This window comes from Actinoplanes sp. NPDC051388, from assembly GCF_055586225.1.
This window is the reverse complement of record NZ_JBVJIP010000010.1, coordinates 181,861-193,861: the sequence shown is the minus strand read 5'-3', so window position 1 is coordinate 193,861 and position 12,001 is coordinate 181,861. Positions and strand designations below refer to the sequence as shown.

The 12,001-nt window shown below is 69.9% G+C and carries 12 protein-coding genes; 4 read left to right on the top strand and 8 right to left on the bottom strand.

Features of this window, described 5'->3' with window-relative positions; all coding sequences use genetic code 11:
• Positions 1–50: 50 nt before the first annotated feature.
• Both ACZ6TI_RS25420 and ACZ6TI_RS25415 read left to right on the top strand, forming a co-directional pair.
• Positions 51–665, top strand: a complete 615-nt coding sequence (locus tag ACZ6TI_RS25420) for a Maf family protein (protein ID WP_465347793.1) — start codon at positions 51–53, stop codon at positions 663–665.
• Positions 665–1,321, top strand: a complete 657-nt coding sequence (locus tag ACZ6TI_RS25415) for an O-methyltransferase (RefSeq protein WP_465347627.1) — start codon at positions 665–667, stop codon at positions 1,319–1,321. Before ACZ6TI_RS25420 ends, ACZ6TI_RS25415 begins: the two co-directional genes overlap by 1 nt.
• Here ACZ6TI_RS25415 and ACZ6TI_RS25410 read toward each other — a convergent pair.
• The 3 genes from ACZ6TI_RS25410 to ACZ6TI_RS25400 form a co-directional block, all read right to left on the bottom strand.
• The gene (locus ACZ6TI_RS25410) at positions 1,318–2,073 is read right to left on the bottom strand and encodes an ABC transporter permease (RefSeq protein WP_465347626.1); all 756 of its coding nucleotides are present in this window, start codon (positions 2,071–2,073) and stop codon (positions 1,318–1,320) included. The genes ACZ6TI_RS25415 and ACZ6TI_RS25410 overlap by 4 nt on opposite strands.
• Positions 2,074–2,076: 3 nt before the next feature.
• A complete protein-coding gene (locus ACZ6TI_RS25405; RefSeq protein ID WP_465347625.1) occupies positions 2,077–3,027 on the bottom strand; it encodes an ATP-binding cassette domain-containing protein in 951 nt (316 codons plus the stop codon).
• A 74-nt stretch (positions 3,028–3,101) separates the two neighbouring features.
• The gene (locus ACZ6TI_RS25400) at positions 3,102–3,707 is read right to left on the bottom strand and encodes a PadR family transcriptional regulator (protein ID WP_465347624.1); all 606 of its coding nucleotides are present in this window, start codon (positions 3,705–3,707) and stop codon (positions 3,102–3,104) included.
• 85 nt (positions 3,708–3,792) lie between these two features.
• Here ACZ6TI_RS25400 and ACZ6TI_RS25395 point away from each other — a divergent pair, with 85 nt between their 5' ends.
• Positions 3,793–5,541 (top strand): acetyl/propionyl/methylcrotonyl-CoA carboxylase subunit alpha, encoded by a 1,749-nt coding sequence (locus ACZ6TI_RS25395; protein WP_465347623.1) that lies wholly within the window; start codon positions 3,793–3,795, stop codon positions 5,539–5,541.
• Here the strand turns inward: ACZ6TI_RS25395 and ACZ6TI_RS25390 are convergent.
• Genes ACZ6TI_RS25390 through ACZ6TI_RS25375 form a run of 4 tightly spaced genes read right to left on the bottom strand, consistent with a single transcriptional unit; the run spans position 5,538 to position 9,519 of the window.
• Positions 5,538–6,104, bottom strand: coding sequence for a TetR/AcrR family transcriptional regulator (locus ACZ6TI_RS25390; protein WP_465347622.1), 567 nt, complete (start codon positions 6,102–6,104; stop codon positions 5,538–5,540). The genes ACZ6TI_RS25395 and ACZ6TI_RS25390 overlap by 4 nt on opposite strands.
• Before the next feature lie 4 nt (positions 6,105–6,108).
• Positions 6,109–6,960 carry a transglutaminase family protein gene (locus ACZ6TI_RS25385; protein WP_465347621.1) on the bottom strand — a complete coding sequence of 284 codons (852 nt, stop codon included), beginning with the start codon at positions 6,958–6,960 and terminating at the stop codon, positions 6,109–6,111.
• A 1-nt stretch (position 6,961) separates the two neighbouring features.
• A complete protein-coding gene (locus ACZ6TI_RS25380; RefSeq protein WP_465347620.1) occupies positions 6,962–7,900 on the bottom strand; it encodes an alpha-E domain-containing protein in 939 nt (312 codons plus the stop codon).
• Positions 7,894–9,519 (bottom strand): circularly permuted type 2 ATP-grasp protein, encoded by a 1,626-nt coding sequence (locus ACZ6TI_RS25375; protein WP_465347619.1) that lies wholly within the window; start codon positions 9,517–9,519, stop codon positions 7,894–7,896. Before ACZ6TI_RS25375 ends, ACZ6TI_RS25380 begins: the two co-directional genes overlap by 7 nt.
• 372 nt (positions 9,520–9,891) lie before the next feature.
• Between ACZ6TI_RS25375 and ACZ6TI_RS25370 the strand changes: the two genes are divergently transcribed.
• On the top strand, positions 9,892–10,662 hold the full coding sequence (locus ACZ6TI_RS25370) for a DedA family protein (protein WP_465347618.1): 771 nt from the start codon (positions 9,892–9,894) through the stop codon (positions 10,660–10,662).
• Here ACZ6TI_RS25370 and ACZ6TI_RS25365 read toward each other — a convergent pair.
• On the bottom strand, positions 10,589–11,989 hold the full coding sequence (locus ACZ6TI_RS25365; protein ID WP_465347617.1) for an NAD(P)H-quinone dehydrogenase: 1,401 nt from the start codon (positions 11,987–11,989) through the stop codon (positions 10,589–10,591). The genes ACZ6TI_RS25370 and ACZ6TI_RS25365 overlap by 74 nt on opposite strands.
• Positions 11,990–12,001: the final 12 nt, after the last annotated feature.

Sequence of the window (12,001 nt, the reverse complement as noted above, 5' to 3'; positions counted from 1 at the left end):
ACAGCTCAGACGTCGGCTCGCGACTCCACCTGCTTGTAGCGTGCATGACTGTGCTGACCGACATCTCGTACCGTCTGGTTCTCGCCTCCGCCAGCCCGGCCCGCCGCGCTCTGCTCGAGGCCGCCGGCATTGATGCCGACGTGCTGGTCAGCGGGGTCGACGAGTCTGTTGTCGAGGCCGAGGACGCCTACACGCTCAGTCTTGCCCTGGCTCGGATGAAAGCTCGCACCGTCGCCGCTCGGATGCAGGCCGATCCGGGAGTGCTCGTGCTCGGGTGTGATTCCGTGCTCGCGTTCGAGGGTGAGATTCTCGGGAAGCCGGCCGACGCCGGTGATGCGGTCAAGCGGTGGCAGGCGATGCGCGGGCGGTCCGGTGTGCTGCACACCGGGCACCACCTGACCGACCTCGTCACCGGGCGCCAGGCCGAGGACGTGGGCACCACCGTCGTGCACTTCGCCGATCTGACCGACGCCGAGATCGACGCCTATGTGGCCACCGAGGAACCTTTGCACGTGGCCGGCTCGTTCACCATCGACGGTCGTGGTGGGGCCTTTGTGGAGCGCATCGAAGGCGATCCCGGTAACGTCGTCGGTCTGTCGCTGCCGCTGTTGCGTCGCCTGCTCGGCGAGCTCAACGTCTCCATCACCCAGCTGTGGAGAGATTGATGACCTACAAGCCGCTCCAACTCACCCCGGAACTGCACGAATATCTGCTCGCGCACAGCACCCCGGCCGATGAGGTGACCGCCGACCTGATCGTCGAGACGCGGCGCAATCTGCCCGACTCCGCGGGCATGCAGGTCGCCCCCGAGCAGGCCACCTTTCTGCAGATCCTGGCGAGCGTCACCGGCGCGCAGCGGGCCGTCGAGATCGGCACGTTCACCGGTCTGTCCTCGCTGGCCATCGCCCGCGGCATGGGCGAGAAGGGCCGGCTCACCTGTTTCGACATCTCGACCGAGTTCACCGACGTGGCCCGCCGTTACTGGGCACGGGCCGGCGTGGACGATCGCATCGAGCTGCGCATCGGGCCGGCCGTCGAGCTGATCACCGAGCTGCCCGCGGAGCCGCACCTCGACCTGGTCTTCATCGATGCGGACAAGCAGAACTACGCGAACTACTGGAACGAGCTCGTCCCCCGGGTGCGCCCTGGCGGCCTGATCCTGGTCGACAACGTGCTCTGGTACGGCCGCGTCCTCGACCCGCAGAACGAGCGCGACCACGGTGTCGTGGACTTCAACACCGTGGCCGCGAACGACCCGCGCGTCGAGCTCGTCATCGTCCCGATCGGCGACGGCGTGACGATGGCCCGCAAGCTGAGTTAGCGCACGCTGCGGGCGAACAGCCGCGCCGCCCAGAACACCGCCAGCACGGCCAGCACCGCCATGATGGTCAGGCCCTGCCACACGTCCGGCGAGCCCAGATCACCGTTGAACAGCGCCCTCGTGCCGTCCACCGCCCATGAGAACGGGTTCCAGTTGGCGATGCCCTGCAGCCAGCCCGGCGCATAGGTCAGCGGCAGCAGAATGCCAGACAGCAGCAGCACCGGCTGGGCCACCGTGTTCATCAGCGGCGCCAGCGCGTCCTCGCTTTTCACGGCCAACGCAACGCCATAGCTCACTGCCGACGTCATTAGCGATATGAGCGCGAGCATCAAGAAGGCCAACAGCAGGTTCCCGATGAACACCCGCAGGTCGAAGAGCAACGCCAGCAAGGTGATGATCACCGCCTGGGAGAGCAGCGAGACGACGTCGCGCAACGAGCGGCCGAGCAGCAGGGCGAGCCGGCTGACCGGGGTGACGCGGGATCGCTCGATCACGCCGGCGCGCAACTCGGCGATCAGACCGAAGCCCTGAAACAGGCCGCCGAAGATGGCCAGCAGCACGAGCAGGCCGGGCACGAAGATCTTGTAGGCCTCGGCGTTCGTGCTGACCCCCAGCGCCGGCTTGAGCAGCGGCGCGAAGAGCAGCAGGTACATCACCGGCTGGAAGACCCCGACCAGGATCCAGACCGGGTTGCGCAGCAGCATCTGCAACTGACGCTCGAAGATCAGATAGGTGTCTCGGACCAGTTTCACAGCTCAGCTCTCCCGCAGCGATCGGCCGGTTTTGGTGAGGAACACGTCGTCGAGGCTCGGCCGGTGCAGCTCGATCGTGCCGAGCTCGACCGACGCGCCGTCGAGCGCGCGGAGGATCAACGGGATGGCGGTGGCGCCGTCGTCGACATAGAGCCGCACGTTGTCGTGGTGCGTTTCGAGCTTGGTGACGAACGGCTGGGCATCGAGAATCTCGGCGGCGGCGGCAACCGACGTCGTGCCGACCCGGACGACGTCGCCGGAGATGTCGCGCTTGAGGGAAGCTGGTGAACCAGAGGCGACGATCTCGCCGTGATCCATGATGGAGATGCGGTCGCACAGCGCATCCGCCTCGTCCAGGTAGTGCGTGGTGATGAAGACGGTCATGCCCTCGTCGCGCAGCCGCCGCACCTCGTCCCACATGTGGGCACGACTCTGCGGGTCGAGGCCGGTGGTGGGCTCGTCCAGGAAGACGACCTTGGGCTCGTGGATGATGCCGAGCGCGATGTCGACCCGGCGCCGCTGACCACCCGAATAGGTCTTGCACTTGCGGTCGGCGTATTCCGAGAGCTGGAAGCTGTCCAGCACGGCGGCGGCCCGGGCCAGCGCCGCCGCCTTGCCGACCCCGTAGAGACGGGACTGCAGGACCAGCTCTTCACGGGCCGTCGACTCCTCCCAGGTGCTGCCGCCCTGTGCCACGTACCCGATGCGCCGACGCACCTCGCCGGGGTCGCGCCGCAGGTCGGCGCCCGCGATGGTCGCGCTGCCGCCGTCCGGCTCGATCAGCGTGGCCAATATCCGCAGCGTGGTGGTCTTGCCGGCCCCGTTCGGGCCGAGGAAGCCGAAGATCTCGCCCTCGGCCACATCCAGGTCGACGCCGCGCACGGCCTCGACAACCTTTTTCTCGCGGCCCTGCCGGGTCGTGAAGGACTTGGTGAGCCCTCTCGTTTCGATCATGATCAATCCCCTCGTGACGACACGAGGAGGCTAGTCCACTAAAGTTGGACTAGTCAAACTTGATTAGTGCGGCCTTATTTGTGCCATCCGTTCGGCGCTTCCGGGGCGCCCTCGGCCGCCATGAAGTCCGGCCCGATATAGGGAGTGCCGTCCTCGATCAGCTTGGCGATGCGCTCGCACCAGCGGATCTCCGCCTCCGAGCGCTCGATGGTCAGCTCCCACATCCAGCTCACGAAGACCGGCTTGTTCTTCATCCAGCCGGACGACGCCGAGGCCTTGAGCTGCTCGACGCCGGCCTGCAGCTGGACCGCCCGGTTGCGCAGCGCCGCCGCGGCCTCGTCGCGCGGCAGAGCCGGCAGGAAACAGAACGAGGCCATGAACGGGTCCGGCGGCGTCGCGAGGGTCCACCAGTTGCTCCGCAACAGGCTGTCGAACTCGTGCACGCCCTTGGCGGTGATCTCGTAGGTGGTCCGGGCCGGCCGCGCGCCCACCTGCTCGGTCGCCACCTCACGCAGCAGCCCTTCCTGCGACAGCTTGCGCAGGGCGTGATAGATCGAGCCGGGCTGCACGTTGGCCCACTTGTCGGCGTCCCAGCTCAGCAGCTCACGGCGGACGTCATATCCGTGCACCGGCTGCATCCACTGCACCAGGCCCAGGATCATCATGCGGGTCGCGGACATGCCGACGAGTTTAATAGACAAGTTTGACCAAAGGTTATCCACAGGGTCCGAGCGCTTGTGAGCCCGGCTCATCTAGGCTCGTCCCGTGCGCAAGGTATTGATCGCCAACCGTGCGGAGATCGCCGTCCGGGTCATCCGAGCCTGCCGCGACGCCGGCCTGAGCAGCGTCGCCGTCTATGCGGAGAGTGACCGCGACGCGCCCCACGCCAGGCTCGCCGACGAGGCGTTCTCGCTGCAGGGCGAGACCGCGGCCGACACCTATCTGCGCATCGACAAGCTGCTCGACGTCGCGAGCCGCAGCGGGGCCGACGCCGTGCACCCGGGTTATGGCTTCCTGTCGGAAAACGCCGACTTCGCGCAGGCGGTGATCGACGCGGGGTTGATCTGGATCGGCCCGTCCCCGCAGTCGATCCGCGACCTGGGCGACAAGGTCACCGCCCGGCACATCGCCCAGCGCGCCGGCGCGCCACTGGTGCCCGGCACCGCCGAGCCGGTGGCCGGCGCGGACGAGATCGTGGCGTTCGCCGAGGAGCACGGGCTGCCGGTGGCGATCAAGGCGGCGTTCGGCGGCGGCGGCCGGGGGCTCAAGGTGGCCCGCACGATCGAGGAGATCCCGGCGCTGTTCGAGTCGGCGACCCGCGAGGCGGTGGCGGCGTTCGGTCGTGGCGAGTGCTTCGTCGAGCGTTATCTGGACCGGCCACGCCACGTCGAAGCGCAGGTTCTGGCCGACACGCACGGCACCGTGGTGGTGGTCGGCACCCGCGACTGTTCGCTGCAGCGCCGGCATCAGAAGCTGGTCGAGGAGGCGCCCGCGCCGTTCCTCACCGACGAGCAGCGCGCGCAGATCCACGAGAGCGCCAAGGCGATCTGCCGGGAGGCGGGTTATCACGGCGCCGGCACGGTGGAATACCTGGTCGGGCAGGACGGCACGATCTCGTTTCTCGAGGTCAACACGCGGCTGCAGGTCGAGCACCCGGTCAGCGAGGAGACCGCCGGCATCGACCTGGTCCGCGGGCAGTTCCGCATCGCGTCCGGCGAGCACCTGGAGATCAGCGACGACCCGGTGCCGCGCGGCCACTCGATCGAGTTCCGCATCAACGGCGAGGATCCGGGCCGCAACTTCCTGCCCGCGCCCGGCACGGTGACCGCCCTGACCTGGCCGTCCGGGCCCGGCGTGCGGGTCGATGCCGGCGTGGAGCGTGGCAACGTGATCGGCGGCAACTTCGACTCCCTGCTCGCCAAGATCATCGTGACCGGTGCGACCCGCGAGGAGGCCATCGAGCGCGCCCGCCGGGTGCTGGACGAGACGGTGGTCGAGGGCATCGCGACGGTGCTGCCCTTCCACCGGGCCGTGGTCCGCGATCCGGCCTTCGCCACCGACTTCACCGTCCACACCCGCTGGATCGAGACCGAGTGGAGCGGCGTCGAGCCCTTCGCGGCCACGGCCGCAGAGCCGGCGGCCGCGCCCGAGCGGGAGACCATCGTGGTCGAGGTCGGCGGCAAGCGCCTGGAGGTCTCCCTCCCAAAAACCCACTTCTCAGATACGCGCACACCACAGTCCCGTCCGTCAGCGCGCCGGGCAGGCGGTGGTCAGGCGTCGTCCTCCGCTGCCGGGCCGGGTGGGCTGACCGCGCCCATGCAGGGCACGATCGTCAAGGTCGCCGTCCAGGACGGCGACGAGGTCGCCCAGGGCGACGTCATCGTCGTGGTCGAGGCGATGAAGATGGAGCAGCCGCTGACCGCGCACCGAGCCGGCACGGTCTCCGGCCTGACCGTCGAGGTCGGCGCGACCATCACGGCCGGCACCACCATCTGCCAGATCGACGAGGCTTAACTCTCGCCGCGGAGCTGCGCGAGCACTCGGCGGGCCGCCTCTTCGGCCGTCGGGCCCGCGTCGGGGAGCGCGCCGCTCAGCCACAGCGTCGCGAAGCCGTGCGCCAGCGCCCACCCTGCCAGACCGGTCTCCCGCACGCCGCCCGGATCGCCCGGGGACAGTTCCTCGGCGCCGGCATAGAGCTGGGCACCGGTCCGGTCGCGCGCCTCCGCCACCGCGGGGTCGTCCGCGTGATAGAGCTCCGGCCGGAACATCACCTCGAAATGCGCCCGGTTGTCCACCGCGAACCGCACATAGGAGACTCCGGCCTCCAGGAAGCTGTCCGCCGACGCCAGGTAGACCGCGAGCCGCTGATATCCCTCGACGGCGAGCGCGGTGAGCAGCCCGGCCTTGTCGCCGAAGTGGTGCGTCGGCGCGGCGTGCGACACCCCGGCACGCCGGGCCAGGTCACGCAGGCTGAGACCGGCCACCCCGGACTCCTCGATCGCCCCGGCCGCCGCGACCAGCAGCGCCCGGCGCAGGTCACCGTGGTGGTAGGGCTTGGCGGAGGCAGACGAGGTCACCGGTTCAACGTAGCCGGGTGATGGTCACCTCTACGCCCTGGCCGGTGCTCTTCGGACCGGCATAGACGCCCTTGAGCGGGGGCACGTCGCCGTACTCCCGGCCGCGGCCGACCACCACGTGCCGCTCGCCGACCGCCACGCCGTTGGTCGGGTCGAACGCCGTCCACCGGCCGACCCACCACTCCACCCAGGCGTGGCTCTGGCCGACCACGCTCTCCCCGATGCCGGCCGACGGCTTTGGGTGCAGGTAGCCGGAGACGTACCGGGCGGGCAGGCCCATCTGCCGCAGCATGCCGACGGTCAGGTGGCTGATGTCCTGGCAGACGCCCTTGCGCTGGGCCCAGGCATGCAACGCGTCGGTCTGCACGCCGGTCGCGCCGGTCTGATAAGTCACCTCACCCCGCACGAACTCGCAGGTGGCGAGGGCGGCCGCGTGCGGGGTGGCGTGCGCGGCCTTGATGTCGGCGACGATGCCGTCGAGCTCGTCGTCCAGGGTGGTGCGATTGGTCGGCAGCAGCAGCTCGTACCAGCGGTCGATGCCGAGCGCCATGTCCGCCCAGGACGCCCCGGAGCCCGTCTCGATCAGGTCGCCGGGCGGCAGCGTCTCCACCGTGGAGGTCGCGGTGACGGTCAGCGCCTCGTGCTTGGCGTGCACGTCGAACGCGGTCACCACGGTGCCCCAGTAGTCCTCGTAGCGGTAGGTCCGGGCCGGCGGCCACACCTCGACCCGCGCGTCCAGCACCGCCTGCCGGGAGCCGTTGCGCGGCCACATGCGCGCCTCGTTGTAGGACGACGACACCGGCCCGGCGTAGTCGAAACCGCTCTTGTGCTGCACCTTCAGTCGCCAGCTGTCCACCTCAGGCCACCGCTCCTCGCACCCAGTTGACCGCCGTGGTCTGGCGGAAGTAGCGCCGCGACACCGCGTCGTTGACCTGCTTGCAGGTGCGTTCCAGGCTGCTCAGCACCGGCCCGAGGTCGTCGATCAGCTCGTCCGCGCCGCGGAACTCCAGGTTGGTGCGGGCCCGGCCGACGATGCGCTGCGCGTCGGTGGCGACGCCGGCCCGGCCCGGGTCGGGCTCGAGGTCGGTGAGGCAGCCTTCGGCGGTGGAGAGCGCGGCGAAGACCGAGCGCGGGAAGAGACGGTCCAGCAGCAGGAACTCGGCCGCGTGCCGATCGTCCAGCGACCCACGGTACGTCCGCAGGAACGTCTCCCAGGCCCCCGACGACCGCAGCAGCGTCAGCCAGGACGGAATGCTCCCACCGGCCCGCTCGTGCGTGCGCAGCAACCGCGCGGTCATGTCCACCCGCTCGACGCTGCGCCCGAGCACCAGGAAGAGCCAGCCCTCGTCGCGGCTCATGGTCGCGTCGGTCAGCCCGCCCATCATCGCGCAGCGCTCCCGCACCCAGCGGAAGAACGCGTGCACCCCCTGCTGCTCGACCCGCCGCCGGGCGTTCGGCAGCCCGTGCCAGGTGGCGTTGAGGCACTCCCACATCTCGGAGGAGACGGTCTCGCGGGCGCCGCGGGCGTTCTCCCGGGCCGCGGCCAGCGAGCCGACCACCGAGCTGGCGTTCCGGTCGTCGAGCCCGAGCAGGTTCACCACCTGGGCGGAGGTGACCGCGCCATCGTCGGAGGGCTTGCCCATCACCGCGAGCAGCGACCGGCAGGCCGAGTCCTCCTGGGTCCACGGGTCGGCGAGCATGCGCTGCAGGTGCACGTCGAGGATCCGGGAGGTGTCCTCGGCCCGCTCCACATAGCGCCCGATCCAGTAGAGCGACTCGGCGATGCGGCTCAGCATGTAGCCTCTCCAAGGCTCGGGATCTCCGCGCCGTCCGAAGGACCAGGCGCCGGCAGCAGGCACTGCTGCTGTTGCTGCTGCTGTTCCTCCCCGGCCACCGCGCCGGGGCCCAGGTCGGGGCTGGTGGCGGCGGGCAGCGGGGCCGGATCGGCGGGCAGATGCGGCAGCTCGTACGGAAGAAGGTCGTCCGACCCGGCCAGCACCCAGGTGTCCTTGGACCCGCCGCCCTGGCTGGAGTTGACCACGAGAGCGCCCTCGGGCAACGCGACCCGGGTCAGGCCGCCGGGCAGCACCCAGATGTTGTCCCCGTCGTTCACCGCGAACGGCCGCAGATCCACGTGCCGCCCGCGCAGCCGGTTCCCGATCAGCGTCGGCACCATGGACAGCTTCACCTCGCGCTGCGCGATCCAGCCGCGCGGGTTCGCCACGGCGAGCGCCCGGGCGGCGTCCAGCTCCTGCTCGGTGGCCTGCGATCCGATCACGATGCCCGCGCCGCCGGCCCCGTCCACCGGCTTGAGCACCAGCTCGGACAGCCGCGGCAGCACCTCCTCGAGCACCCCGGGCTCGTCCAGCCGATAGGTATCCACGTTCGGCAGCAGCGGCTCCTCGTTCAGGTAGTACCGGATCAGATCCGGCACGTACGTGTAGAGCAGCTTGTCGTCCGCGACCCCGTTGCCCACCGCGTTGGCGATCGTCACCCGCCCGGCCCGCGCCGCGTTGAGCAGCCCGGCCACCCCGATCACCGAGTCGGCCCGGAAGTGCACCGGGTCGAGGAAGTCGTCGTCGATGCGGCGGTAGATGACGTCCACCCGCTGCTCGCCGGCCGTGGTGCGCATCGCCACGTCGTTGCCCACGCAGACCAGGTCACGGCCCTCGACCAGCTCGACGCCCATCTCGCGGGCGATCAACGCGTGCTCGAAATAGGCCGAGTTGTAGACCCCCGGGCTGAGCACCACCACGGTCGGCTCGTTCACCCCGATCGGCGCGGCCGCCCGCAGCGCCCGCAGCAGCATCGCCGGGTAGCCCTCCACCGGCAGGATCCGGGTGGCGGCGAACACCTCGGGGAGCACCTGGGCCATCGCCCGGCGGTTCTCCATCACATAGCTGACCCCGGACGGGATCCGCACGTTGTCCTCGAGCACCCGGAAGGTGCCCTGCTCATCGCGGATCAGGTCGACCCCGGCGACGTGGATGCGCACGCCGTTGGGCGGGTTGATGCCGGCCGCCGCGCGCAGGAAGTGCGCGCTGGTCGCGATGATCCGGCGAGGCACCACGCCGTCGGCGAGCACCTGCCCGGCGCCGTAGACGTCGGCCAGAAACGCCTCCAGCGCCCTGATCCGCTGGGCCACGCCGCGCTCGACCGCACGCCACTCGGCCGCCGCGATGATCCTCGGCACGATGTCCAGCGGAAAGGGACGCTCGACCCCTTTGAGGGCGAACGTGATCCCCTGGTCGAGGAAGGCACGCGCCAGCACCTCGGCCCGCACACCCAGCTCGGCGCTCGACAGCGGCTGCAGCGTCGCGTGCAGCGCCTCGTAGCTCTCTCGGGGCATGCCCAGCTCGGCGAACATCTCGTCCCAGCCGGGGCCGAGGCGGTACTCCTCGAATAGATCCGCCATGGTGTGAATCTACGCAGAAGTCGTTGCGCACGGGTAACAAGCGTCACCACTGTGACCTTGAGAAAGACCATGCAAAAAGATTGCGAGAAAGGGCCGTCGGCACGGGACCCGCCGACGGCCCACCGGCCGCCCGATGGAACGGCCACCTTCACGGTACGCCGACCCTCCGTAATCCGGCTGCCGAGCCGACCGAGGTGCGCGACACTGAGGGGAAACGCTCGCCGAACACCTAGATCGCACCGTCCAGCACGTAGCGTGTCGGGCATCACCGTTACGCGCGCCCGTTGGAGGCGCATCCTGAACTCAGCCCTTTCACAGGGGCCGCCACGCAGAATGTCGTGAGCCCATTCAGCCCGCGAGGTGCCGCACCCGATGACCGACCTGTTGACCGCGATGGCAACTCCGGCTTGGGCATACCTTGCTCTCTTCGGATTCCTCGCCGTCGACGCGATGGTTCCGGTGGTGCCGATCCAGGCGATCATGATCACCACGGGCGCACTCACCGTGTACGGCGGCCTCGAACTCCCCCTGGTGATCGCTGTGGGTGCGCTCGGCATGTTCACCGGTGACGCCGTCGCGTTCGTGCTGGGCCGCACGTCGGGGAACGTCGGCAACCACTGGCTGACCTCGCGGCTGACCGCGCTGCGTAACCGGTTCGGGCCGAAGCACGACGACGGCGAGCACACCGAGTCCAAGACCAGGCGCGCCGCCGAGCGGTTCACCCGAGGCCTGCGCAAACCCGGCCCGCTGGTGCTGCTGCTCTGCCGTTTCGTGCCCGGCGGGCGGATGGCGGCCGGTTACCACGCCGGCCGGTCCGGTTACCCGATCAAGCTGTTCACCGCCTATGACGGCGGCGCCGCGCTGGCCTGGGCCACCTATGGCGGGCTGGTCGGCCACATCGGCGGCACCGCGGTGACCCAGTCGGCGTGGCGGCTCTTCGCGATCGCCGCCACCGCCGCGGTGATCTTCGGCACCTCGGGCTGGATCCTGGCCCTCTTCGGCGGGCGCAACAACAACGAGGCCGAGGAAGCCGAAGCGCCGAACGAGGCCCAGGAGACCACCGACGAGGCTACTGAAGCTCGTGCTGCATCAACTGCCGTGCCGCCTCAGCAATCGAACCAGACAGCGACGGGTAGATCGTGATCGTGTGGGCCAGCTGGTCCACGGTCAGGTTGTTCTCGATCGCCATGGTGATGGGCAGGATCAGCTCGCTCGCCTTCGGCGCCACCACCACGCCGCCGACGATCTGACCGGTCGCCGGGCGGCAGAAGAGCTTCACGAAGCCGTCCCGCAGCCCGGCCATCTTGGCCCGGGCATTGCCGGTGAGCGGCAGCATCACCTGGCGGGCCGGCACCTTGCCGGCGTCCACGTCGTTCTGCGAGACCCCGACGGTGGCCAGCTCGGGGTCGGTGAACACGTTCGCCGAGACGGTCCGCAGCCGCAGGGGCGCCACCGCCTCGCCCATCGCGTGCCAGATCGCGATCCGGCCCTGCATGGCGGCCACGCTGGCCAGCGGCAGCACGCCGGTGCAGTCGCCGGCCGCATAGATGCCCGGCACGTTGGTGCGCGACACCCGGTCGACGGTCACGTAGCCGCCCTGGGCCACGTCCACCCCGTATTCGCGCAGGCCCAGTTCGGCCGTGTTCGGCACCGCGCCGACCGCCATCAGCGCGTGCGAGCCCTCGACCACCCGGCCGTCGGAGAGCGTGACCTGCACGCCCTCACCGGTGTTGGTCACCGACTCGGCCCGCGACTGGTTGAGGATGGTCATGCCACGCTCACGGAAGACCCGCTCGATCGCCATCGCGGCGTCCGCGTCCTCGTGCGGCATCACCCGCTCGCGGCTGGACACCAGCGTCACCGGCACGCCCATCGCCAGATAGGCGCTGGCGAACTCGGCGCCGGTCACACCCGACCCGATCACGATCAGGTGCTCGGGCAGCTCGGTCAGGTCGTACACCTGCCGCCAGTCCAGGATCCGCTCGCCGTCCGGGACGGCGGTGGGCAGCACCCGCGGGGTGGCGCCGGTGGCCAGCAGCACGGTGGCGGCGTCCACCGCGTAGGCCTCGCCACCCTCGGGGGTGATCAGCACCTGGTGGGTGTGGCCGAGGGTGTCCTCACCCATCCGCGCCCGGCCGGTCACCACGTCCACCCCGGCCTTGATCAGCTTGGCCTGGATGTCGCCGGACTGGGCCAGCGCCAGCTTCTTCACCCGGTCGTTGACCGCCACCGCGTCCACCTCGACGCCGGCCAGGCCCGCGCTGCGGATCCCGAAGCGCTCGTTGGCCCGGTAGCCGGTCACCACCTCTGAGCTGGCGATGAAGGTCTTGGAGGGGACGCAGTCGGAGAGCACGCAGGCGCCGCCGGCCCCATCGGCCTCGACGAGGGTCACGTCCGCATCGAGTTGGGCGGCGACCAGTGCCGCTTCGTACCCGCCGGGTCCACCGCCGATGATCACAATCCGGGTCACAGGGCTCAAACC